Source organism: Sandaracinus amylolyticus (genome assembly GCF_021631985.1).
Classification (GTDB): domain Bacteria; phylum Myxococcota_A; class Polyangia; order Polyangiales; family Sandaracinaceae; genus Sandaracinus; species Sandaracinus amylolyticus_A.
The window spans coordinates 8,220,292-8,242,934 of the sequence record NZ_CP070225.1; the positions used below are offsets into that span (position 1 = coordinate 8,220,292).

Consider the following 22,643-nt stretch of genomic DNA (forward strand, 5'->3'; position numbering starts at 1 on the left):
GCCCGCCGGAGCAGCGGATTTCGTCGCGAGCACGTGAATGCGCGAGAGTGCGACGGATCACGAGCGCGTCAATCGCGGCGTGATTTATCGCAGAGGCAGGATCCAGCTCGCGTAGATCAGGCACGCGAGCGCGGTGAACATCAGCGCATCGACGCGGTCGAGCAGACCGCCGTGCCCGGGCAGGATCGAGCCGCTGTCCTTCACGCCGGTGCTGCGCTTCACGAGCGACTCGACGAGGTCGCCCATCTGACCGAGCGCGCCGCCGATCAGCGCGAGCAAGATGGCGTCGACGAGCGGCAGCTCGGGGAGGAACCCGAAGTGCGCGGCGAGCCCACCGGTGAGCGAGCCGAGCAGACCGCCGATCGAGCCCTGCACCGTCTTCGACGGCGACACCGCGGGATAGAGCTTCGTCTTGCCGAAGTAGCGGCCCGCGAAGTACGCGCCGGTGTCGCTCGCCCAGGCGAGCCACATCGCGAGCAGCACCCACGCGCCGCCCTTGTCGAGCGTGTGGAGCACCGCGACGGTGCCGAGCAGACCGCCGACGTAGAGCGGGCCACCGATGAGCCACGCGACGCGGGCGCCCGCGCGATCGTAGGGCAGCGGCGCGAGCAGACCGCCGAGCGCCCCGACCGCGCCGAGCCCGAGGACGAGCCCGAGCAGCGCGTCCGCGTTGTCGCGCAGGAACACGAGCACCGCGGTCGTCGCGAGCGACATCACGACGCCGAGCGCGTGCATCGACTTCGCGTCGTGGTGCGTGATGCGGAAGAGCTCGTGCGAGGCGCGCGCGATCGCGCCCGCGACGAGGATCTGGAAGCCCCACCACGGCGCCCAGAACATCAGGTAGAGGAGGATCGGGATGCCGATGAGGGCGGTCCCGAGGCGCGCGAGCGTGTTGCGCAGGAAGGCGGCGTCGGCCGCCTTCTTCTTGTCCACGTCGGGCTCGGAGGAGGGGGCGCTGGTCTCAGGCATGCGCGCGCGTGGCCGCGTCGGGTGCGAGGTCATCCATCGTAGCCACCTGGGCGTCGGAGGATACTCGACCGAACCGACGGTCGCGCGTCTGGAACGACTCGATCGCGCCGTAGAGATCGACCTCGGTCCAGTCGGGCCAGAGGCGATCGGAGAAGTAGAGCTCGGCGTAGGCCGCGCCCCAGAGCAGGAAGTTCGAGATGCGCTGCTCGCCCCCGGTGCGGATGAGCAGGTCGACCGCGCCGACCTCCATCGACGGAAGGACCGCGTCGATCAGCGACTCGTCGATGCGATGGGGGTCGAGCTCGCCCTTGGCGGCCTGCATCGCGAGGGCGCGCGCGGCATCGGCGATCTCCTCGCGACCGCCGTAGGAGAGCGCGAGGGTCAGCGTCATCTCGTGGAAGTCGGCGGTCTCGGCCTCGATGCGGTCGAGCACCTCGCGCACCCGGGCCGGGAGGCGGTCGCGGCGGCCGACCATGCGGAGGCGGATCTGGTTCGCGATGAGCTCCTCGCGCTCGCTGAGCAGGAACTCGCGGAGCAGCTCCATGAGCGCCTCGACCTCGAAGGGCGGGCGGTGCCAGTTCTGCTCGCTGAACGCGTAGAGCGTGAGCGCGCGGACGCCGAGGCGGCGACACGAGCGGACGGTGCGACGCACCGACTCGCTGCCCTCGCGATGGCCGATGGGGCGGGGCATGCCGCGGTCCTGCGCCCAGCGGCCGTTGCCGTCCATGATGATGGCGACGTGCGCGGGCAGTCGCGTGAGGTCGACGAGCGGCACGACGTTCCCGGCTACCACGCAGATTCCGAGTGTTCAAGCACGGTTGGACGAGCGGTACGGGGGCCGGCGCGAGCGGGCGAGAGGCTGGGTCGAAAAGGGCTGAATCAATGGTGATTCTCGAACCGCGCGCGGCGGATGTGGTCGCCCGGTTGGATGCGGTCGACGGCGTCCATGCCCGAGGTGACGCGGCCGAACGCGGTGTATCGCGCGTCGAGGTGAGGCTGCGGAGAGTGCGTGATGAAGAGCTGGCTGCCGCCGGTGTCGCGCCCGGCGAGCGCCATCCCGACCACGCCGCGCTCGTAGGGCGCGCGATGATCCTCGCAGCGCTGGGACCACCCGGGCCCGCCGTAGCCGTCACCACGTGGATCACCGCCCTGCACCACGAACGCGGGGACGACGCGGTGGAAGGTGAGGCCGTCGTAGAAGCCGGACCGGACGAGCTCGACGAACCGCGTGACCGTCGTGGGGGCGCGCTCGGTCCAGAGCTCGATCACGACCTCGCCGCGGTCGGTCTCGAGCACGACGCGCCCGCGGGGCGCGGCGGCGATGGAGGCGGCGTCGAGGGGGCGAGGGGGCGCGGCTGGCCCGCCGTCGGGACGAGCGACCCCGGCGTCGGAGAGCAGGTCGAGCGCAGCACGGCGGACGGCGAGGTTGGCGTGGAGCGCGAGCGGGCCGGCGGCCGAGGCGAGCTCGCGCACGGCGAGCTCACGCGCGGTGGCGAGCCACGTCACGAGCCCCTCGAGATCGTCGGCGGCGCGGACGCGCGCGAGGGCGGTGCGGAGGGCGGCGACCACGTCGGCGGCGGGCCAGCCGTCGTCGCCGGTGGTGCCCGCGAGGACCATCGCGGCGAGGCGGCTCGCGCGGCGGGAGCCGGCGCCTCGGAGCGCCTCGAGCGCGGCGTTGGTCACGCCGGCGTCGTCGTCGTCGCGCAGCGTCGCGAGGAGCGCCGCGATGGACTCGCGGGTGTCGAGCCCGCCCATCGCGGTCACGGCGGCTTGGCGGACCCGCGAATCGTCGTCGCGGAGCAGACGCTGGAGGTAGACCCCGCGCTGGGCGTTCGAGCCTTCGACCACGGCGAGCACCTCGGCCGCGAGGACCCGGCGCTCGGGATCGGCGAGCTGCTCGAGCCCGCAGGTGTCGACGCGGGCGGGCCAGCCGCGCCCGAGATCGACCAGCCGCGCGACGGCGCAGTGCGCGAGGCCGCGGTCGCGGGTCGCGGGCACATCGGGGGGAACGGTGGCGAGGCGCGCGAGCGCGTCGTTCGCGACGGTGTGGACGGCGGCGTGCCGAGCCATCGGCGCGGCGGCGTCGAGCGCGGTGAGGAAGACGTGGAGGGGCGGTCCGGGCGCGACGTCACCGGTGGCGAGGAGCCGGTCGAGCAGGGCGCGGAGCTGGGCGGCGTAGGCAGGCTCGGCGTGCTCGCCGAGGGCGCGGCGCGCGAGGGCGCGCACGGCGTGGACCGAGACCGTCCAGTCGGGATCCTCGGTCGCGGCGGTCAGGCGCGCGAGGGTCGAGCCGGGATGGCGTGAGAGCGCGCGTGCGGCCATCGCGCGGACGTCGCCGTCGGCGTCGTCGAGCCCGCGGGCGACCTCGTCGGCGATGGCGGTCGCGTCGGCGGGATCGGCGGGAGGCGCCGAGCGGGCGAGGGCATGCGCGCAGGCGAGGCGGACGCGGGGCGCGGCATCGTCGGGGATGCGGGTGGCGGCGCGGCGCAGGAGAGAGGCATCGGGGGAGCGGCCGCGCAGCGCGGCGTTCGCGAGGGCGAGGCACGCGGCTTCGCGCTCGGGCGCGTGCTCGGACGCGAGCGCGGCGGGCAGCGCGGCGAGGGCTTCGTCGGTGGCGAGCCGCCCGGCATCGAAGAGGAGGTGAGCGCGAACCGCGGGGTCGGTCTCGCTCGCGAGCGCGCCGAGCAGGGCGGCGGATGCGGTGTCGGGAGCAGCGTCTTCGAGGGCGCCGATCCCGAGCGAGGCCGCGTCGCGGACGTCGGGCGCGGGATCGCGGAGGGCGCGAGCGAGCAGCGGGTACGCGGCGGCGTCGTGGAGACGAGCGAGGGCGAGCGCAGCGGAGGCGCGGGTCTCGGCCGAGGGCGTCGCGAGCGCGGCAGAGAGAGAAGGTGAGAGGCGACGGAAGTCGGCCTCGGCGAGAAGAGAGGCGTGGGAGGGAAGCGAGTCCGACGAGGATGCGGGCGCCGACGCCGTGGGGGCCGGCGGGGGCGCGGCGGGGGCGGGCGAGCCACAGGCGCCGAGCGCAATGAGGGCGCTGAGCGCGAGCGTGGCGGCGAGTGACGTGGGTCGGAGTTTCACGTGAAGCGCGGTGCTCGAGTGGGCGAGGAGGGTCGCACAGAGCGAGCGCGGGCGCGATTGGGGCGAGGGTGTGAGGCGGGCCGTGCCCGTACGGGGGGTGCCGGCCTTGGCGCGACTGGGCGAGGGGAGTGGCGGCCGTGAGTCGCACGGGGGGTGCCGGGCTCGGCGCGACCGGTTGGCTCGGGGCGCCTCATCGCTTCCGGCTGCTGGTCCACGGGGGCGCGCGGCGGATGCCGGGGTGCGTGCGGTCCGTGCGCTCTCGTCCCGCCGTCCTCCGCCCATGCTTCGCCGGCTGCTGCTGACGCTCGTCTGCGTCGACCGCGGCCGCAGGCGCGGGCCCCGTCCCTTCCGCCGAGCGCGAGTTGGGTCGTGGGGCCCCTTCCAACGAACCCGCCCGTCGCCGCGCACGGCGGCGGGCGCCCGCTCTCTGGCCCTCGAAGCAGAAGGGGGGCGCTTCGGCCGGCCGCTCTCCGGTCCCTCACTCCTCGACGCGGGAGCGCCCGCACTGGCCCTCGCAGCGTCAGTGGCCCTGCTCTCATCGCCAGGCGACCCTTGTACGCCTGGGGGAACGCGGCCCCCGCACGGCGCGCCGGCACAAGCTGCCTGCTTCGTAGCGCCCCCTGCCCCTCCGGTCGCCCACCGGGCGCATGCCGGGCGATGCGGCTGACCGTCCGGCACACTCGCGGACCCGCAGAGACTGGCCGCCGTCCAGCACCACTCTCCAGGCCGCCGGCGCGCGCTGCTCCAAGGTCGAGGGGTCGCGCGAGTGCGACCCTCGTGATGCCGACCCCATGCGCTCCTCGTAACCGCGGCCGGCGTGCAGACGTCCGCAGCGGGCGCGCGGGAGCGCCTGTTCTGCCGCCTGGCGGACTGGCTTCGCGCGGGCGTTTCACGTGAAACGGCCCGGGGAGCTCGCCTCCTCCTGTCGCTCGTCGCGGCCCCGGGGCGAGCTCTGGAAGACTGTCCCTGCCGCATCGCGCAGCCGCTCCGGCTCTGTTTCACGTGAAACTCGGGCGCCCACCTACACCGCCGGACGGCAGGCAATGACTCCGGGTCCCAGCCGCTCCTCGCCCCGCAGGTCGGGGCCGATGGCCGCGCCAGAGGGCCCCGGGCGCGCGCGGAAGCGCGCCGTCGAGGCTCCTCCCCCAACATCGGCATGTCGCGGCGTCCGGAGTCCACGCGCTCGGCTTGATCGCAGGAGGCCCGTTCTCCCGTCCCGAGGAACGCCCTCAGCCCCGGAGGCGAAGCGGCGGTCCCATGCCTCGCGCGCCGCGTCCGCGTCTCCAACTCGGTCGCGAGCGGGAGCGCGACGTTGCGCACCTCCTCCCCGAGCGGTCGCTCGAACTCGCGCACCGTCGGCTTCGGCCGCCCCTCCCGCTCCGCGCGCGCGTCCAGCAGCGGAGCCCGGGGCGGAGCCACACCGCCCCAAGCCCTCTCCGGCGCGCGACCTGGCATCCGGTCGCGACGGTCCGACGACGCTCGGACGAGCACTTCGGAGTCCGGCCCCGTGCGCGCCGTAGTTGGGGTGACCCGCGCGCCACCACCTCGCAGCGTGCCGCGAGCCTGGTCGCCTGCCTCGCCTTCTATCGACGGGGGCCCTGTCTCCAACCGGTCGGCGATCCCCGTCCAATCGGTCCAGCGCCCCGCGAACGGTCGCATCCGGAGTTTCACGTGAAACAGAGGCCCGCCACGGGGCGCGGGTCCCATTCGGCGTCCGATCCCGCCCCACAAAGCCGGTCCCCCGCGGTCCCCAGGGCGCCCATCGCGGCGAAGCCCTGGGGCCGCGACAGCGCGGAGTCAGCCCTCGCCGCTCGCCCGCGCTCGACGACGACGCGCGGAGCCCCGAAGCCGAGCCCCTCGCGGACCTCTGGACCCTTCACACCGGCCCCGAGGAGCTCCCCCGAGCCCCTCGGCCTCAACACCCCTCGTCCTCTTCGGCTCCTCGGCCGGACGAACCGCATCCCCCTCTGTCGTGCGCACCTCGACGCGCCCCCGCCCGGTCTGTCGCCCTCCGTTTCACGTGAAACGCCCCCGACCACCCCACCGGCTCCCGAGCGCTCCCACCTCCCGCCCAGAACCCGCCCTCGCCCCACACCCCGTTTCACGTGAAACTCTCCCAACCCGTCCCACCACCGCCGCCGCCCCCCGTCCCGACCCGGCCCCCGCCCCCGCCCCCGACCTGCCACCCTCCCCTCCCCCTGCTAACCTCGCCCGCCGTGCGCTTCGCCGAACACGTCCGGGCCCGCCTCGCTGACATCGAACACGCCGGGCTGCTCAGGACCCCGCGTCGCGTCACCTCGCCTCAAGGCCCGACCGCCGTCGTCGACGGACGCGAAGTCGTCCTTCTCTGCTCGAACGACTACCTCGGCCATGCGGCCCACCCCGACCTCGCGGCCGCCCAGCGCGACGCCCTCGCCCGCTGGGGCTCCGGCGCCGCCGCGTCCCGCCTGATCAGCGGCACGATGAGCCCCCATCGCGAAGCCGAGCTCGCCCTCGCCCGCTTCGCCGGGCAGGAGTCGTCACTCCTCTTCTCCAGCGGCTACGCCGCCAACGTCGGCGCCATCTCCGCGCTGGTCGGCCCAGGCGACCTCGTCCTCAGCGACACCCTCAACCACGCGTCGCTCATCGACGGCTGCCGGCTCTCCCGGGCCCGCGTCCTCGTCTACCGCCACGCCGACGTCGAGCACGCGGCCGAGCTCCTCACCGCCCACCGTCACGAGGCCCGCACCGCGCTCCTCGTCACCGACTCCATCTTCTCGATGGACGGCGACCTCGCGCCCCTCGCCGCGCTCCGCGACCTCGCGGACCGCTTCGACGCCGGGCTCTACGTCGACGAGGCCCACGCCCTCGGCGTGCGCGGCCCCGGGGGGCGCGGCCTCTGCGCAGAGCTCGACCTCGACCCCGACGTGATCCTCGGCACGCTCGGCAAGTCGCTCGGCCTCGGCGGCGCGTTCGTCACCGCGAGCTCCGACGTCATCCGCCTCGTCGAGAACCGCGCCCGCAGCTTCGTCTTCTCCACCGGGACGCCCCCTGCCCTCGCCGCCGCGGTTCCGACCGCGCTCCATCTCCTCGAGCGCGCCGACGAGGGCCGCGCCCGCCTCGCCGCGCACACCGCGCGCCTCCGCCGCGAGCTCCCCGCGCTCGGCTTCGACGTCCCCGCCGGCGAGACCCCGATCATCCCGGTGCTGCTCGGCGAGCCCGCTGCGGCGATGCGCGTCTCCGCCGCCCTGCTCGAGCGTGGTGTGTTCGCCCACGGGATCCGCCCCCCGACCGTCCCCCAGGGCACGTCGCGTCTTCGCCTCGTCCCGACCGCCGCCCACACCGACGAGCACCTCGACCGCGTGCTCCACGCCTTCGCGGCGGTCGCTGCGGACCGCCGTCGATGAAGGGCGTGTTCGTCACCGCGACCGGCACCGGCGCCGGCAAGACGACCGTCGCCGCGGCGCTCGCCCGCGCGCTCCGCGCCGACTCGGTCCCCGTCGCCGCGCTCAAGCCGATCGAGACCGGCGTCGACCCCGACGCCGCCGACGCGCGCGCCCTCGCCGAGGCCTGCGGCGACCCGACCCTCGCCGACGATCCCCGGTGGTACCGCGCCGCCGCGCCCCTCAGCCCGTACGCCGCGCAGCTCGACGGTGGACCTCCGCTCCATCTCGACCAGCTCCTCGCCACGCTCTGCGAGTACGCCCGGTCCCGCTTCCTCCTCGTCGAAGGCGCGGGCGGTCTCCTCGTCCCGCTCGACCGCGATCACACCATCGCCGACCTCGCGGTCGCGCTGCACCTCCCGCTCATCGTCGTCGCGCCCGACCGCCTCGGCGTGCTCTCCGACACCCTCGCCACGTGCGAAGCCGCGGCACGCCGCGGGCTCACCGTCGGCGCGCTGGTCCTCAACCGCACCACCCCCGAGCCCGACGTGAGCACCCGGTCCAACGCCCGGATCCTCTCCGAGCGCCTGCCGTGGATCCCAATCGTTCTGCACGGATACGGCGCGACCGACGTGGATCCCGCGCTCCGCGCCCTCGCGCGCTAGCGCAGCAGCGCCACCGCGATCGCGACCGCCGCAATCAGCCGCAGCGCGAGCGCGAACGCCAACGCGCGCACCAGCGCGACCGGCGCATCCTCTCGCCGCGCCCGCCGAATCACGTCCCACGAAGGAACGTTCAGCCCCGCGACCGCGCCGAGCATCAGCGCGATGGTGATCGCCTTCGCCGCGCCATCGAGCTGCGCCGGACCGAGCACCAACATCAGCGCCGCCACCAGCACCGGCCACGTCAGCCGGGCCATGAGCCGCACCTTGCGCGCGTGTGCCTTCTCGGCCGCGTCGTCCATCGACGCGCGCGAACATGCGCCATCCGCGCCCCCGCCGCATCCCCGCCCCTTGACTCGTGCACCCGGTCGGGGGCAAAGCCGGCTGGCTCCAAGGAGGAACGATGCGCTCACGTGCCTGGTCGACGCTCTTCATCTCGCTCGCGCTCGCCGCATGCGGCGGCTCCGCTGCCGAGCCAGAGCCCGAGCCCACGACCGCAGGCGCCGAAGCCGAGCCGCCGCCTCCTCCGCCTCCTCCGCCGCCGGCGCGAATCCGCGCGATCCACGCGACCAGCGAGCCCGCGGTCTCGAGCGTCTCGTTCGCGTTCGCCGAGGGCGCCGATCCGCTGATCACCAACCTCGCGTATCGGACCGCGACCGCGTACCTCGAGGTCCCGCCCGGCGCGCACCACGTGCGGCTGCTCGGCGTGCCGTCGGTCGAGACCGGCGAGGCGCCCGAGCTCCTCGCGACCGACACCGAGCTCGCGTCCGAGAGCAACACCACGCTGCTGCTGGTCGGCGTGGCCGCCGGCGATCCGCCGCTCGCCGTCGTGGTCGCGCCCGACCGCACCGAGCCGCCGGGCGAGGGGCTCGCCGCGCTGCGCCTCTATCACGCGATCGCGGGCCAGGGCCCGGTCGACGTCTGCGTCGCGGGCGCCGCGCCGCGCGACCCCGCGCTGCCGGTGTTCACCGCGGTGGAGCCCAACGGCTTCGCACGGGGCGATGCCGGCGAGTGGGCCGACGTGCTGCCCTCGGGCGAGATCGCGCTGCAGCTCCGCGCGCCCAACCCCACGCCGTGCCGCGGGCGCGTGCTCGGCGTCGCGCGCTTCACCCCGACCGCGGGATCGCTCCACACCCTCGTCGCGATCGGTCGCGCGTCGGGGCGGCCGCGCGTCGATCGCGAGCTCGTCGTCTGCAACGACCCGCCGGGCGACGGTGCTTGCACCGTCGTTCCGATCGCGGCGCGCTGAGCCTCCGGTCGTTCCTCCTCGAGAGCGACGGGCCTCCAAGCCCGTCGCTTTCTTGCGTTCTGCGCGAGTCGCAGGTGAGGGTCCGACCATGCGCGCCCGTGCTGCCCTCGGCGTCGCGCTCGTGATCGTCGCGCTCGCGCTCGCTCCGCTCGGTGCACGCGCCGACCTCGAGCCGATCGCGTACACCGTCCTCCGCGGCGACACCGCGATGCGCATCGCGTCGCGCCACGGGCTCACGCTCGCGCAGCTCGGCGCGCTCAACGAGGGACAGAACCTCGACCGACTGCGCGCCGGACAGTCGCTCGTCGTCGGGCACGGGCACGCGATCCGTCATCGGGTGCGAGCGCGCGAGACCGTCGCGATGATCTGCGAGCGCTACGGGATCTCGCGCGTCGAGCTCGCACGGTGGAACGAGGGTCTCGACGAGGACCACCTGCCCGTCGATCGCGAGCTCCGCCTCTGGGCGCGCCGCGACGATCCCCCGAGCCAGTCGGTGGGGCGCCCCGATCGCGGCGAGCTCGTCCACGGCGTCACGATCCCCTCGCATCCCGCGTACGTCGTGCGCGATCCCGAGCGCGCCTGGGTCGCCCGCCACGTGGCCGAGCACCTCGCGCGCGGCTTCGACGCGGTGCTCGCCATCGATGCGAACGCCCCGCGCGTGCAGATCCGCGACGCCAGCCTTCCCTCGGGCGGGCGGCTGCGTCGTCACCGCAGCCATCAGAGCGGCCGCGACGTCGACCTCGCGTACTACCAGCGTCGCTGTCCCAGCGGGCTCTGCAGCCGGCGCTGGATGCGCCCCGACGCGCTCGACGCGCGCCTGCAGTGGGCGCTGATCGAGCCGTGGCTGCGCGCCGACGTCGTCGAGTACGTGTTCGTCGATCACGAGCTCCAGGAGCCGCTGTGGCAGGCCGCGCGCGACGCCGGCGCGACCCGCGAGGAGCTCTCGCGATGGTTCCAGTGGCCACGCGCCGCCCACGTCCGCACCGGCGTGATCCGACACGTGCCGCGACACGCCGAGCACCTGCACGTGCGGTTCGCGTGCGCGTCGAGCGACGAGACCTGCGTGCCGAGCGTGCGCGACAGCGACTGACTCGGTCCAGCTGGAGTGCTCGCTCGCGCAGGGCCCGCACCGGAGCCCCGAGCGGGCGAGCCGATGTTCGACGCGCTCGCTCAGAGGTACGGGCCGCAGCGCTGCCGGTGCATGTGGCAGGTGTACTGGTCGCGGTTCGGACAGGCGTCGGCCTCGGTGCACGAGCACTCGTCGATCGCGACGCACGGGCCCCAGCACTGCGCGACGACCGACGCGACCTGCCCTTCGGGGCACGTCGGCTCGACCGCACGGCAGCGCACGTCGCGGCGATCGCAGCTCGTCGCTCCGCACTCGCCGGTGCGCGCGATCGACGCGCCGGCCGCATGGGCCTCGCACTCGTTGCCATAGGTCGTGCCGTCGCAGCCGCACACCGGCGCGCGCACGTCGGGGCAGACGCCGGGGCGCGCCACGCACTCCCCACCGCCGTCGGCCGCGCCGCACTCGCCGGGCGGGAAGATGCAGACCTCGCCGTCGTCGCACGACGCGCCGCCGCGGGTGCCGCACGCCAGGCCGCTGGCCGCGTCGTTCGAGCTCGACGCGGCGTCGTCGCCGCCGGTCTGCGCGTCGTGGACGACCTGGCCGTCGGGCACCGTCTCCCGCGACTCCGAGCAGCCGACCACGAGCACCAGGAACGCGAGGCACGCCGTCTTCCTCATCTCGACTCTCCGCAAGCGAAATCGGTGTGAGCGTACCAGCCCTTCCGCTTGACCGATCCAGGCCACCCGACCTACACCTCTTGCGTTCCGAGGTTTCAAAGTTTCTTGAAACCTGTGCGAGCACCCCAGGACGGGGCGCCCCGAACGCCGAGCGCAGACCCGTCCAGAAGGAGAGAGCCCATGCCGACTGCCGTCGCGGCTCGAATGGACGGGACGGAGACCGGTCGCGCCGAGGTGCTGCGCCGACTCGAGGCCATCTGCGGGGATCGCGACCTCGCGTCGCTGGGGCGTCGCCTCGAGGACCTCGCGAGCCTGGTGCACGCGGACATGGCCTCGCTCGAGCGCGACCTCGCGGTGCCCTCGGGGCCGCGTGCGATCCACGCCGGGGCTTCGCACCTGCTCGCGCTCGGGGGCAAGCGGCTCCGGCCGATGTGCGTCGCGCTCGCGTCGCGGGTCGGCACCGGGTTCGACGCGCGCGGGCGTGCGCTCGCGGTCGCGGTCGAGCTCGTGCACAACGCGACGCTGCTCCACGACGACGTGGTCGACCTCGGCGACACCCGTCGCGGCGCCCCGACGACCCGCGCGGTGTGGGGCAACGCGGTGAGCATCTTCGCGGGCGACTGGCTGCTCGTGGACGCGCTGCGCCGGGTGCGCGCGGTCAACGTGCCGGGGACGCTCGAGCGGCTGCTCGACGTGATCGACGAGATGATCCAGGCCGAGTCGCTGCAGCTCGAGCGACGCGGTCGTCTCGAGACCGGACGCGAGACCTGGGAGCGCGTGGTCGAGGGCAAGACCGCAGCGCTGTTCCGCTGGGCGATGTTCGCGGGCGCGCGCGCCGGCGGGCTCGACGAGCGCGGCGTGAGCGCGCTCGAGGAGTACGGCCTGCACCTCGGCGTCGCGTTCCAGGCGATCGACGACCTGCTCGATCTCAGCGGCGATCAGCGCGCGACCGGCAAGGCGCTCTTCACCGATCTGCGCGAGGGCAAGATGACCTACCCGCTCATCCTCGCGATGGAGCGCGATCGCGCGGCCGAGCCGCTGCTGCGCGCGGTGATCGCCGACGAGGGCGGCGACGAGCAGGCGCGCTTCGACGAGATCGTCGCGGTGCTCGAGCGCACCGGCGCGCTCCACGACTGTCGCACGCTCGCCGAGACCCACGCGCAGCGCGCGATCGACGCGCTCGCGGTGCTCCCCCAGGGCAAGCCCACCGAGGCGCTCGTGACGGTCGCGGAAGCGACGGTCGCGCGGCGCTCGTGAGGAGGACGTCGTCATGGGACAAGAAGCCCTCACGACCGTGCGCCCGGGATCGGGCGAGTTCTTCGACGCGATCGCGAAGCGCTACGACCTGCTGAACCGGATCATCTCGCTCGGGATCGATCAGGGCTGGCGCATCAAGACGGTGCGCTCGCTCGGGCTGGCGCCGGGGATGCGCGTGCTCGATCTCGCGACCGGCACCGGGGACCTCGCGATCATGACCGCACGCCGCAGCCCCGGGGTCGACGTGGTCGGCATCGATCCGTCGCGCGAGATGCTCGCGATCGGTCGGACGAAGGTGAGCAAGGGCGGGCTCGACACGCGCGTGACCCTGCTCGAGGGCGACGCCCAGCAGATCGCCCAGCCCGACGATTGCTTCGACGCGATCACGATCGCGTTCGGCATCCGCAACGTGCCCGATCGCGATCGCGCGCTGCGCGAGATGGTGCGCGTCGGAAAGCCGGGCGCGCGCGTGGCGATCCTCGAGCTCGGCGAGCCGCGCAGCGGGATCCTCGGGCCCCTCGCGCGCTTCCACGTGCACGTGGTGGTGCCGACGATCGGCGCGCTGCTCTCGGGCGCGAAGGAGTACCGGTACCTCCAGACGTCGATCGCGGCGTTCCCCGAGCCCGAGCGGTTCGCGCAGCAGATGCGCGACGCGGGCATGGCCGACGTGAAGGTGCATCCGCTGACGTTCGGCGTCTGTCACCTCTACACGGGTCGTGTGCCGGAGGGCGCGCGGTGAGCGCCCCGGCGCACGCGCTCCGCAACGACGAGGGATCGTCGTACGCGGAGACGCGCGCACCGCGCGTGGCGTCGATCGAGTCGGCGCGCGCGTTCCTGCGCGCGACGTTGCTCGAGGTGCCGCACGAAGGCGTGCTCGCGATCACGGTGCCCGCACCGGTCGCGCCGGTCGAGGCCCCGCTGCGCGCGCTGCGCAAGGGCACGACCTGGGTGTTCGCGCCGAGCGAAGGCGTGAGCGTCGCGGCGATCGGTGTGGCGCGCGAGGCGCGGGCGAGCGGTGAGACGCGGTTCGTCGAGGCGCGTGCGGCGTGCGAGGCGATGCTCGGTCACGTCGTGCATCGCGTCGATGCGGGCGCGCTCACGATCCCGGTGCGCGCGTTCGTCGGCTTCGCGTTCGCGGCCGGCACCGCGTGCGCGACCCCGTGGGAAGCGTTCGGCGATGCGCTGGTGACGTTGCCGCGCTGGACGTACGCGAGCGACGGGACGCGCGCGTCGTTGACGCTCGTGATCGACATCGCGCGCGGCATCGACGAGCGGCTCGCGATCGCCGAGCTCGAAGCGGCGTACGGCGCGATCGAGACCGCGCGGCGCGAGCCCAGCGCTGCGGCGACCATCGTGCGCGCCGATCACCTCGACGCGGCGCGCTGGGCGCGCTCGATCGAGGCGATCCGCAGCGCGATCGAGCGCGGTGATGCGCGCAAGATCGTCGCGGCGCGCCGCAGCGTGATCACCACGAACAACGACATCGAGCCGCTCGACGTGCTGACGCGGCTCGGCGAGACCCGCGGTCCGACCACGCGCTTCATGGCGCGGGTGGGCAGCGCGACGTTCCTCGGCGCCACGCCCGAGCATCTCTTCGTGCAGCGCGGCACCCGCATCGCGACCGAGGCCCTCGCGGGATCGATCGCGGCGGACGCCGAGCGCGGCAGTGAGCGGCTCGTCGCGAGCGCGAAGGATCGCGAGGAGCACGCGTACGTCGTGCGCCACATCGTCGAGCGCCTCGCGCCGCTGTGCGCGCGCGTGGCCCATCCCGATGCGCCTCAGGTGCGTCGGCTCCCGACGGTCATGCACCTGCGCACGCCGATCGAGGCCGAGCTCGCGAAGCCGACCCATCCGATCGACGTGATCGCGGCGCTGCATCCCACGCCCGCGGTCGGCGGCACGCCGGTCGAGCACGCGGTGCCGTGGATCGTGCAGCACGAGACCGAGCGCGGCTGGTACGGCGCGCCCTTCGGATGGATCGATGCGCGTGGTGACGCGGAGTTCGTGGTCGCGCTGCGCTGTGGCGTGATCCAGGGCGCACGCGCGTGGCTCTGGGCGGGCGGCGGCATCGTCGAGGGCTCGGATGCGCAAGCCGAGTGGGACGAGACCGCGCTCAAGATGCGCCCGATGCTGCGGGCGTTGGGAGCCGTGAGGTGAACGACCTCGGCGCCCCCGCCACGCTGCTCGGCGAGTGGGCGCGCATCGTCGCGAGCTCGCTCGTCGAGAGCGGCGTGCGCGAGGTCGTGATCTCGCCGGGGTCGCGATCGACGCCCTTCGTGATCGCGATCTCGGCGCGCGAAGAGGTGCGCATCGTCGACGTGCTCGACGAGCGCAGCGCGGCGTTCGTCGCGCTCGGGATGGCGCGCGCCAGCGCGCGTCCGGTCGCGCTCTTGTGCACGTCGGGCACCGCACCGGCGCACTGGTACCCCGCGATCATCGAGGCGTCGCTGAGCGACATCCCGCTCGTGTGCCTGAGCGCCGATCGTCCGTTCGAGCACGCGCACTGCGGTGCCGCGCAGACGATCGATCAGATCGCGCTCTTCGGATCGCACGTGCGCTTCTTCGCGGAGGTCGGCGCGCCCGACCCGACCGAGAGCGCGCTCTTCGGGCTGCGTCGCACGGTGGCCCAGGCGGTCGCGAGGTCGCGCGACCCGCGCCCCGGTCCGGTGCACCTGAACCTGCGCGCCCGCAAGCCCCTCGAGCCCCGGGCGCCCGAGACCTCGAGCGAGCTCGCGTTGCGGGCTCGCGTCGATCGAGTGCTCGCGACGCCGCTCACCCGCGCCGCGTCGTGCGACGTCGTGCCCGCGATCGACGAGGCCGTCGCGCTGCTCGCGCGTGCACGCCGGCCCTGGATCGTCGCCGGTCCGATGCCGGCCCACGATCGTGCCGCGCGCGACGCGACGCTCGCGATCGCGCGCACCACCGGCGCGCCGCTCTTCGCGGAGTCGACCAGCCAGCTGCGCTTCACTGCGCGTGATCGTGTGGTCGCGCTCGACGCGCTCGATCTCGCGCTGCGGGTCGGCGGCGACGACGATCTGCCCGACGTGATCCTGCAGCTCGGCGCGACGCCGACCTCGGGCGCCTACGAGCGCTTCGTCGCACGTCATCCCGAGATCGCGCGCATCGTCGCGGGCGCGAGCGACTGGACCGATCCCCACGGCAGCGCGCGCGTGATGTTGCTCGGCGATCGCGGCGCGACGCTGCGCGCGTTGTCCTCGGCGCTCCCGGTGCTCGAGCTCGACACCGCGTGGAAGGAGCGCTGGGCGATGCGCGATCGACGCGCGTGGCACGCGATCGAGGCCCATGTCGAGCAGAGCGCGGTGCTCGGCGAGGGCACGGTTGCGCGCGCAACCGTGCGCGCCCTCCCCCGCGGCGCGTATCTCTCGATCGGCAACTCGCTGCCCATCCGCACGATCGATCGCTACGTGCGGGGCGGCGAGAACGACCTCGCGGTGCTCTGTCAGCGCGGCGCGAACGGCATCGACGGCCTGGTCTCGGGCGCGATCGGCGCGTCGATCGCGACCGGCACGCCGGGTGCGCTGATGCTCGGTGATCTCTCGCTGCTCCACGATCTCGGTGGGCTCGCGAGCGCGCGGCTGGTGTCGGCGCCGCTCGCGATCGTCGTCGTGCAGAACGCCGGTGGGCGCATCTTCGAGCAGCTGCCGGTCGCGAGCGTCGCGCCGTGGGCGATGACCCACTTCACCCACGAAGATCAGGGTCGTCCCGATCTCGCGCACGCGGCCGCGCTCTTCGGTCTCGGCTTCGCACGTGTGAGCGACGCACCTTCGCTGCACGCGGCGCTCGAGCGCGCGCTGGTGCACGAGGGCGTGACGATCATCGAAGCGATCGTGCCGCCCCACGGAGCTCGCGAGGCCGACGCCGACGTCGAGCGGCGCTTGCGCGAGCTCGAAGCATGACCGCGCGCTTCGTCTTCCTTCACGGGTTCACCGGCTCGCCTGCGAGCTGGGAGCCGGTGCTCGCGCACCTGCCCGACCAGCTCGCCGTCGCGCTCCCGATCCTCGGTCACGCCGGATCGACGAGCGCTGCGCGCACCTGGGACGAGGAGATCGATCGGCTCGCGGGGTCGATCACGGCGCCGGTGCACCTCGTCGGGTACTCGCTCGGTGGTCGCATCGCGCTCGCGATCGCGCTCCGTCGTCGCGAGATGATCGCGCGGCTCACGCTGATCGGCGCGAGCCCGGGCATCGAGGACGACCGCGAGCGCGCAGCTCGACGCGATGCCGACGACACGCGCGCCTCGATGCTCGAGCGCGACGGAATCGAAGCGTTCGTCGATGCCTGGGAGCGCGAGCCGATCTTCGCGACCCAACACGCGCTCCCCGACCGAGTGCGCGCCCAGCATCGCCGCATCCGCCTCGCCCAGCGCGCCGCCGATCTCGCGACGAGCCTGCGCGTGCTCGGCCAGGGCGCGATGCCGAACCTCTGGCCCGCGCTGGGCGCGCTCGACGTGCCCACCCGGCTCGTCGTCGGCAGCGAGGACACCAAGCTCCGCGCGATCGCGACGCGCATGCTCGAGCGCCTTCCGCGCGCGACGTTGCACGTGGTCGGTGGCGCCGGTCACGACGTCGGCCTCGAGCGCCCCGATGCGCTCGCCGCGATCCTGCTCCAGGAGTCCGAGACATGACGACCACCACCGCGTCCGCTCCGAACGTGCAGCCGGGATCGATGCGCGCTTGGCTGCTCGCGTCGCGCCCCGCGACGCTCACCGCCGCGTTCGTGCCGGTCGCGGTGGGCACCGCGTGCGCCGCCGCGATGAACGGCCTGCGCTGGGACACCGCGCTCGCCGCGCTGCTCGGCGCGTTCGGGATCCAGATCGGGACCAACTTCGCGAACGACGTGTTCGACGCCGAGAAGGGCGCCGACACCGAAGAGCGGCTCGGGCCCACGCGCGCCGTGCAGGCCGGGCTCATCGACGCGCGTGCGATGCGGCGCGGGATGATCCTCGCGTTCCTGTTCTCGACCGCGTGCGGCGTGTACCTCGTGGCGCAGGTCGGCTGGCCGATCGTCGCGATCGGCATCGCGTCGATCCTGAGCGGCATCGCGTACACCGGCGGGCCCTACCCGCTCGGCTACAACGGGCTCGGCGACGTCTTCGTGATGATCTTCTTCGGGTTCGTCGCGGTGTGCGGCACGGCCTTCGTGCAGACCGGCGACGTGCCCGCGATCGCGTGGTGGGCGAGCGTCCCCGTCGGTGCGATCGCGACCGCGATCCTCGTCGTGAACAACCTCCGGGATCGCGTCACCGACGTGAAGGCCGGCAAGCGCACGCTCGCGGTGCGCTTCGGGCGCACGGGCGCGGAGATCGAGTACGGGCTCCTGATCCTCGCCGCCTACGCGACGCCGATCGCGATGTGGCTCGAGGGACTCTCGTCGCCGTGGGTGATGCTCCCGGTCGTGACGTTCCCGCTCGCGATGCGCCTGTTCGGCGAGGTGCGCGCGCGAGAGGGCGGGCCGCTCAACGCGACGCTCGCGGGCACCGCGCGCCTGCTCCTGATCTACGGCGTGCTCTTCGCGGTCGGCATCGCGCTGGGCTGACGGAACCCTTGTAGGCTCGCTGCCACGAGCCCATCTCGCGGGACGACGCATGCGCCACGGCGCCCGAGCACACTCTCGCACCTGCCCGACGACGGGAGCCCCGTGATGCTCCACGCGTCGCTCGTGCGCATGCGCGCCAAGCTGCCGCGCGCCGCGGGCGACGCGACGCGACGCTGGCTCGATCGCGAGGCGATCGCGATCGCGGTGAGCGACGGCACCCACGTCGGCCGTGCCGAGGCCGCGCCGCTGCCCCAGATGAGCGGCGAGACCCTCGAGCTCGTGGAGCGATCGCTGCGCGCGATCCCGTGGACGGACATCGATCCCGAGATCGACGATCCGCTCACGCTCGCGGCGATGCTCGTGCCCGACGACGTGCCCTCGGCGCGCTTCGCGGTCGAAGCGGCGCTGCTCGATCTCGTCGGGCGTGCTCGCGGGCTCTCGGTCGCCGCGATGCTCGCCGAGCGCGACCCCGCGGGCGCGGTGTCGACCGCCGCGCTGCTCGACGATCTCGACACCGCGGTGGTGCGCGCGACGGTCGCGCTCTCGGCGGGCGCCGGCGCGCTGAAGGTGAAGATCGGGCGTCCCGATCGCGTGGACGAGGAGTGCGCGGTCCTGCGCGCGCTGCGCAAGGAGCTCGGGCCGACGGTGCGCATCCGCGCCGACGCGAACGGCACGCTCGAGGACGAGCGCGATCGCCGCATCGGCATGCTCGCGGAGATCTCCTGCGAGCTGCTCGAAGAGCCCTTCCCGGTCGAGCGCCTGCTCGCGATGGACCATCGACTGCCGCTGAGCGTGGGCCTCGACGAGAGCCTCGCGCGCGACCCGGTGCGCGCACTGCGCGCGCTCGATCTCGGACGCGCCCAGGCGGTCGTGCTCAAGCCCGCGCTGCTCGGCGGGATCGGTCGCGCCCTCGCGCTCGCCGAGAGCGCCAAGGCGCGAGGAGCGCGGGCGATCGTCAGCCATCTCTACGACGGACCGCGAGCGTTCGCGGCATGCGCCCACCTCGCTCTCGCGCTCGCGGGGGCGCCCGGCGGCGAGAGCGAGGTCCACGGGCTCGCGCGCTACGCGGGGCTCGATCAGTGGGTGGACGAGCACGGCAGCGCGATCCCGGTGCCGCGTGCGATCGGCGCGTTCCGCATCGAGCGCCCCGACGGAGGAGGACTCGGTTGAGCGAGCCGCTCTCGGTGCGCGCCGCAGCGCGCGAACGTGGGGACGCCGACGCGCTGATCGACGAGGACGGCGACGCGATCTCGTGGCGCACGCTCGCCGCGGAGGTCGACGCGCAGATCGCGATGCTCGCGGCGCACGGCGTGGATGGTCGCGATCCCGCGGCGCGCGTCGCGGTCGTGGGCTCGCCGACGCGCGTGCACATCGTCGACGTGCTCGCCGCGATCGAGATCGGCGCGCCGCTGGTGATGCTGCATCCCCGGTGGACCGACGCCGAGCGCGACGTCGTGATCGACGAGAGCGCGCCGCGCGTCGTGCTGCCGACGCAGACCGAGGTGCACGTCGGGCACGAGCCGCCGCGAACGCGCGAGGACACGATCGATCCCGCGCGCACCCTCGCGGTGCTCTACACGTCGGGCACCACCGGCAAGGCCAAGGGCGCCCTGCTCTCGCGCCGCGCGTTCCTCGCGTCGGCGCGCGCGAGCGCGGTGAACCTCCCGCTGACGCCGAGCGATCGATGGCTGCTCTGCATGCCGATCGCGCACGTCGGTGGCCTCTCGATCGTCGTGCGCTCGCTGATCGCACGCTCGACGATCGTGCTCGCAGGACCCTTCGACGAGGCGCGCGCCCGCGACACGATCGGGGCCCGGAGCATCACGTTGGTGTCGCTGGTGCCGACGATGCTCGCGCGACTGCTCGACGCCGGCTTCGCGCGCCCGCCCGCGCTGCGCACCATCCTGCTCGGGGGCGCGGCGTGCCCCGAGCGCGTCCTGATGCGCGCGATCGCGGCGAACCTCCCGCTGCGCACGACCTACGGGCTCACCGAGGCGTGCTCGCAGGTGAGCACCGCGCGCGACGACGTGCGCTCGCTCGACGAAGGCGCGGGACATCCGCTGCCCGGCACCGGCGTGCGCATCGGCGCGCGCGGCACGATCGAGGTGCGCGGCCCGACGATGTTCGACGGATGGCTCGGCCAGGTCGCATCGCCCTTCGACGCCGACGGCTGGTACGACACCGGTGATCTCGGCGAGCTCGACGCGCGCGGTCACCTCCACGTGCTCGCGCGGCGCACCGACCTCATCGTGAGCGGCGGCGAGAACGTCTATCCCGCCGAGGTCGAGGCCGCGCTCGAGCGCGTCGAGGGCGTGCGCGCCGCTTGCGTGTTCGGCGTGCCCGACGATCGCTGGGGACAGATCGTGGCGGCCGCGATCGTGGTGGACGATCGCGCGCCCGACGATGCGACGATCACGCGCGCGCTCTCGGGCGTGCTCGCTCGGTTCAAGCGACCGCGCCGCATCGCGCGCCTACCCGCGCTGGTCGTCGCGGGCAGCGGCAAGCTCGATCGCCGCGCCACCGCCGACGCCGCGACGCCGCTGCTCCGCGCGCTCGAGGTGCACGATGGCTGAGGAGGCCGAGGGCGATCCGCTCCTCGCGAGCCTCGTCGCGAGCGCCGAGGACGGCGCGATCGGGCTCTGGCTGATCGTCGCGGTCGTGAAGAACGTGCGCGCGCAGATCGCCGAGGGCGCGGAGCAGGAAGCGCGCGACGCGGTGCTCGCGCTCATCCGCGAGGCGCTGCGCCAACGCGTGCTCGTCGTGGGCACGCACGAGGACGGATTCGACGCCTGGCACGTCTCACCCGACGACGCGGTGAAGCGCATCGACCGCGAGTGGTCCGAGCTCGGCCGCGACCCGATCCCCGGCGAGATCGCGACCTTCGTGACGCCCGGTCGGCTCGGGTACGCCTAGCGCTACTCGCCGCCGAGCGCGAGCTCGCGGCGGTACGCGTCGGCGTTCGATCCCCGCGAGAACCGCCGCAGGTAGCGCTGCATCACCGAGCGCGCATCGCCGGTGCGCCCCTGCATCCGGTACACGTCGACGAGCAGCGACATCTCCGCCGCGCTCTGCCCGCCCTGGAGAAGCTGCACCGCGCAGCGCGTGTCGCCCCGCTGCAGGCACGCCTGGGCCTCGGCGAGCGCGCTCTCGCTGCCCTCGGTCGGTCCGCTCGACGCCCGCCGATGCCGCGTGGTGCTGCGCACCGGCTCCGGCGCGGCCTCCACGACGGCCGGGGCGGCCTCCGGGGCCTCGACGGCGGCCTCCACCGGCGCGGCAGGCGCTTCCGGGGGCCTCGGGGCCGTCTCGGCGGCCGGAGGCGCTGCGGGCTCCTGGGGCGCCGGGATGGTCACCGTCGCCTCACCGGTCGCCGCCGGGGCGACGGCGGGCCGCGCCTCGGGGAGCTGGGTCGCGACGATCCCCGCGTCGTCACGCTGCGAGAGCGCCCACCCGATCACCCCGAGCAGCCCCAGCGCGCCCGCGCCCACCGCCACCCACGCGCCGGAGCGCGCGGCCTTGCTCCGCGTCTTCGCGGGACGCCCCGCGGGATCGGTCGGCTCGAGCCCCGCGCGCGCCGCCAGCGCATCGAGCGCCCCGGCCTGCTGGGGCGGCGACGAGAGCAGCGCGTGCTCGTCGAGGTCGAGCCCGCCGTTCCCCGCGGCTTCGTCGCCCTCGAGCGCGTCCTCCTCGGACTCGATGTGCGAGCGCAGCACCGGGTTCTGCGGGCGCTGCTCGTCGAGCGTCGTGCGGGTCGTCAGCGTGCGCAGCGCGGCCCCGAGCTCGCCCGCGTGGCGCGGCCGGCGCGCCGGGTCCTTCTCGAGGCACCGCTCGACGATCTTCGCGAGCTCCTCGGGCACGTGCGGCGCGACCTCGGCGAGGCGCGGGTGCGGCTCCTTGATCGCGTTCGCCATCACCGCGTTCGCCGTCTCGCCGGTGAACGGGTGCCGCCCCGCGAGCAGCTCGTAGAGCATCACGCCGACCGACCACACGTCGGCGCCGACGTCGGCCTTCTTCGCGCTCATCGCCTGCTCGGGCGCCATGTACTCGGGCGTCCCGAACGTGATCCCGCTCTGCGTCGGGCCGCGCCGCGTGACCTCGCGGACGAGCCCGAAGTCGAGCAGCTTCACGGTCTCGACGCCGGTGTGATCCCGGGCGATGAAGATGTTGTCGGGCTTCAGGTCGCGATGGACGAAGCCCTTCTCGTGAGCGCGCGCGAGCGGCGCGCACATCCCGATGATCAGCTCGACCGCGGTGCGCGTGCCCGGCCACTCGCGACGGGTGCGCGCGCCGAGGCTCTCGCCGTCGAGCAGCTCCATCGCCATGTAGAACGAGCCGTCGTTGTCCACGCCCGCGTCGAACACCTGGACGATGCCCGGATGATCGATCTCCGCGGCCGCGCTCACCTCACGACGGAAGCGCTCCACCGCCTGGCGCCCGTGGCACAGGTGCGGATGCAGGATCTTGATCGCGAGCTTCTTGCGCGAGAGGACGTGCTCGGCCTTGTAGACCACGCCCATGCCGCCCTCGGCGATGCGCGAGAGCAGCTTGTAGCGCCCCGCGACCATGCCGAGCTCGGGCTCGCCGCTCGCGGCGCGGCGTCGTGTCTCCGACGTCCGCTCTTCCGCAGACGGCTCCGCGCCCCTGTCGTCGACGGGCGTGGGGATCCGCGAGCGCGGATCCGAGGCGGCGGGCGAGCTGCTCACGGGTCGCAATGGTAGCTGCGGCACTGGGGCCGTGACCAGGAGACAGGTGGACCCTACTCTTGGG

The 22,643-nt window shown here is 74.1% G+C and carries 19 protein-coding genes and 1 pseudogene; 13 read left to right on the forward strand and 7 right to left on the reverse strand.

What is annotated here, in order from left to right:
* Positions 1 to 84 precede the first annotated feature (84 nt).
* The 4 genes and pseudogenes from I5071_RS34770 to I5071_RS47080 all read right to left on the reverse strand — a co-directional run.
* Positions 85 to 933, reverse strand: coding sequence for a phosphatidate cytidylyltransferase (locus I5071_RS34770; RefSeq protein ID WP_236517639.1), 849 nt, complete (start codon positions 931 to 933; stop codon positions 85 to 87).
* Positions 934 to 961: 28 nt separating this feature from the next.
* A complete protein-coding gene (gene uppS / locus I5071_RS34775) occupies positions 962 to 1,744 on the reverse strand; it encodes a polyprenyl diphosphate synthase (protein ID WP_236517640.1) in 783 nt (260 codons plus the stop codon).
* Between the two features lie 104 nt (positions 1,745 to 1,848).
* Entirely contained in the window at positions 1,849 to 3,291 is a 1,443-nt protein-coding gene (locus I5071_RS34780) for a peptidylprolyl isomerase (protein WP_236517641.1), read from the reverse strand.
* Between the two features lie 396 nt (positions 3,292 to 3,687).
* A pseudogene (locus tag I5071_RS47080) lies at positions 3,688 to 5,754 on the reverse strand (hypothetical protein); the annotation flags it as partial.
* Between the two features lie 509 nt (positions 5,755 to 6,263).
* Between I5071_RS47080 and bioF the strand changes: the two are divergent.
* Together bioF and bioD are read left to right on the forward strand one after the other, a co-directional pair.
* Positions 6,264 to 7,433: an 8-amino-7-oxononanoate synthase gene (gene bioF / locus I5071_RS34790; protein WP_419249680.1), complete on the forward strand. Its 1,170-nt coding sequence runs from the start codon at positions 6,264 to 6,266 to the stop codon at positions 7,431 to 7,433.
* Positions 7,430 to 8,074, forward strand: a complete 645-nt coding sequence (gene bioD / locus I5071_RS34795; RefSeq protein WP_236517644.1) for a dethiobiotin synthase — start codon at positions 7,430 to 7,432, stop codon at positions 8,072 to 8,074. Before bioF ends, bioD begins: the two co-directional genes overlap by 4 nt.
* Here the strand turns inward: bioD and I5071_RS34800 are convergent.
* Positions 8,071 to 8,373 carry a hypothetical protein gene (locus I5071_RS34800; RefSeq protein WP_236517645.1) on the reverse strand — a complete coding sequence of 101 codons (303 nt, stop codon included), beginning with the start codon at positions 8,371 to 8,373 and terminating at the stop codon, positions 8,071 to 8,073. The two genes, bioD and I5071_RS34800, sit on opposite strands and share 4 nt — an antisense overlap.
* Before the next feature lie 101 nt (positions 8,374 to 8,474).
* Here I5071_RS34800 and I5071_RS34805 point away from each other — a divergent pair, with 101 nt between their 5' ends.
* Positions 8,475 to 9,320 (forward strand): DUF4397 domain-containing protein, encoded by an 846-nt coding sequence (locus I5071_RS34805; protein ID WP_236517646.1) that lies wholly within the window; start codon positions 8,475 to 8,477, stop codon positions 9,318 to 9,320.
* Positions 9,321 to 9,408: 88 nt separating this feature from the next.
* Positions 9,409 to 10,410 carry a penicillin-insensitive murein endopeptidase gene (locus I5071_RS34810; protein WP_236517647.1) on the forward strand — a complete coding sequence of 334 codons (1,002 nt, stop codon included), beginning with the start codon at positions 9,409 to 9,411 and terminating at the stop codon, positions 10,408 to 10,410.
* Positions 10,411 to 10,490: 80 nt separating this feature from the next.
* Here the strand turns inward: I5071_RS34810 and I5071_RS34815 are convergent, their stop codons facing one another.
* Positions 10,491 to 11,066, reverse strand: a complete 576-nt coding sequence (locus I5071_RS34815; protein ID WP_236517648.1) for a hypothetical protein — start codon at positions 11,064 to 11,066, stop codon at positions 10,491 to 10,493.
* A 180-nt stretch (positions 11,067 to 11,246) separates the two neighbouring features.
* On the opposite strand from I5071_RS34815, the gene I5071_RS34820 reads away from it, so the two are divergent.
* From I5071_RS34820 to I5071_RS34860, 9 genes are all read left to right on the forward strand, one after another.
* Positions 11,247 to 12,323, forward strand: a complete 1,077-nt coding sequence (locus I5071_RS34820; RefSeq protein WP_236517649.1) for a polyprenyl synthetase family protein — start codon at positions 11,247 to 11,249, stop codon at positions 12,321 to 12,323.
* A 13-nt stretch (positions 12,324 to 12,336) separates the two neighbouring features.
* Positions 12,337 to 13,062, forward strand: coding sequence for a bifunctional demethylmenaquinone methyltransferase/2-methoxy-6-polyprenyl-1,4-benzoquinol methylase UbiE (ubiE, locus tag I5071_RS34825; RefSeq protein ID WP_236517650.1), 726 nt, complete (start codon positions 12,337 to 12,339; stop codon positions 13,060 to 13,062).
* Positions 13,059 to 14,480: an isochorismate synthase gene (locus tag I5071_RS34830; RefSeq protein ID WP_236517651.1), complete on the forward strand. Its 1,422-nt coding sequence runs from the start codon at positions 13,059 to 13,061 to the stop codon at positions 14,478 to 14,480. The genes ubiE and I5071_RS34830 overlap by 4 nt, the downstream gene beginning before the upstream one ends.
* The gene (menD, locus tag I5071_RS34835; RefSeq protein ID WP_236517652.1) at positions 14,477 to 16,240 is read left to right on the forward strand and encodes a 2-succinyl-5-enolpyruvyl-6-hydroxy-3-cyclohexene-1-carboxylic-acid synthase; all 1,764 of its coding nucleotides are present in this window, start codon (positions 14,477 to 14,479) and stop codon (positions 16,238 to 16,240) included. The genes I5071_RS34830 and menD overlap by 4 nt, the downstream gene beginning before the upstream one ends.
* Positions 16,237 to 16,968 carry an alpha/beta fold hydrolase gene (locus I5071_RS34840; RefSeq protein ID WP_236517653.1) on the forward strand — a complete coding sequence of 244 codons (732 nt, stop codon included), beginning with the start codon at positions 16,237 to 16,239 and terminating at the stop codon, positions 16,966 to 16,968. Before menD ends, I5071_RS34840 begins: the two co-directional genes overlap by 4 nt.
* On the forward strand, positions 16,965 to 17,879 hold the full coding sequence (locus tag I5071_RS34845; protein ID WP_236517654.1) for a 1,4-dihydroxy-2-naphthoate polyprenyltransferase: 915 nt from the start codon (positions 16,965 to 16,967) through the stop codon (positions 17,877 to 17,879). Before I5071_RS34840 ends, I5071_RS34845 begins: the two co-directional genes overlap by 4 nt.
* 105 nt (positions 17,880 to 17,984) lie before the next feature.
* Complete coding sequence (locus tag I5071_RS34850) at positions 17,985 to 19,049, forward strand: enolase C-terminal domain-like protein (protein WP_236517655.1); 1,065 nt, start codon at positions 17,985 to 17,987, stop codon at positions 19,047 to 19,049.
* Complete coding sequence (locus I5071_RS34855; protein ID WP_236517656.1) at positions 19,046 to 20,452, forward strand: class I adenylate-forming enzyme family protein; 1,407 nt, start codon at positions 19,046 to 19,048, stop codon at positions 20,450 to 20,452. The genes I5071_RS34850 and I5071_RS34855 overlap by 4 nt, the downstream gene beginning before the upstream one ends.
* Positions 20,445 to 20,792, forward strand: coding sequence for a hypothetical protein (locus I5071_RS34860; protein WP_236517657.1), 348 nt, complete (start codon positions 20,445 to 20,447; stop codon positions 20,790 to 20,792). The genes I5071_RS34855 and I5071_RS34860 overlap by 8 nt, the downstream gene beginning before the upstream one ends.
* Before the next feature lie 2 nt (positions 20,793 to 20,794).
* Here I5071_RS34860 and I5071_RS34865 read toward each other — a convergent pair whose 3' ends face one another.
* Positions 20,795 to 22,579 carry a serine/threonine-protein kinase gene (locus tag I5071_RS34865; protein WP_236517658.1) on the reverse strand — a complete coding sequence of 595 codons (1,785 nt, stop codon included), beginning with the start codon at positions 22,577 to 22,579 and terminating at the stop codon, positions 20,795 to 20,797.
* Positions 22,580 to 22,643: the final 64 nt, after the last annotated feature.

Excerpts from the sequence above, each read along its gene's own strand:
- I5071_RS34860 (WP_236517657.1), top strand. The coding sequence starts at position 20,445 with ATGGCTGAGGAGGCCGAGGGCGATCCGCTCCTCGCGAGCCTCGTCGCG.
- I5071_RS34815 (WP_236517648.1), bottom strand. The coding sequence starts at position 11,066 with ATGAGGAAGACGGCGTGCCTCGCGTTCCTGGTGCTCGTGGTCGGCTGC.
- ubiE (WP_236517650.1), top strand. The coding sequence starts at position 12,337 with ATGGGACAAGAAGCCCTCACGACCGTGCGCCCGGGATCGGGCGAGTTC.
- I5071_RS34805 (WP_236517646.1), top strand. The coding sequence starts at position 8,475 with ATGCGCTCACGTGCCTGGTCGACGCTCTTCATCTCGCTCGCGCTCGCC.
- I5071_RS34820 (WP_236517649.1), top strand. The coding sequence starts at position 11,247 with ATGCCGACTGCCGTCGCGGCTCGAATGGACGGGACGGAGACCGGTCGC.
- I5071_RS34800 (WP_236517645.1), bottom strand. The coding sequence starts at position 8,373 with ATGGACGACGCGGCCGAGAAGGCACACGCGCGCAAGGTGCGGCTCATG.
- I5071_RS34780 (WP_236517641.1), bottom strand. The coding sequence starts at position 3,291 with ATGGCCGCACGCGCGCTCTCACGCCATCCCGGCTCGACCCTCGCGCGC.
- I5071_RS34845 (WP_236517654.1), top strand. The coding sequence starts at position 16,965 with ATGACGACCACCACCGCGTCCGCTCCGAACGTGCAGCCGGGATCGATG.
- I5071_RS34840 (WP_236517653.1), top strand. The coding sequence starts at position 16,237 with ATGACCGCGCGCTTCGTCTTCCTTCACGGGTTCACCGGCTCGCCTGCG.
- bioD (WP_236517644.1), top strand. The coding sequence starts at position 7,430 with ATGAAGGGCGTGTTCGTCACCGCGACCGGCACCGGCGCCGGCAAGACG.
- I5071_RS34810 (WP_236517647.1), top strand. The coding sequence starts at position 9,409 with ATGCGCGCCCGTGCTGCCCTCGGCGTCGCGCTCGTGATCGTCGCGCTC.
- I5071_RS34850 (WP_236517655.1), top strand. The coding sequence starts at position 17,985 with ATGCTCCACGCGTCGCTCGTGCGCATGCGCGCCAAGCTGCCGCGCGCC.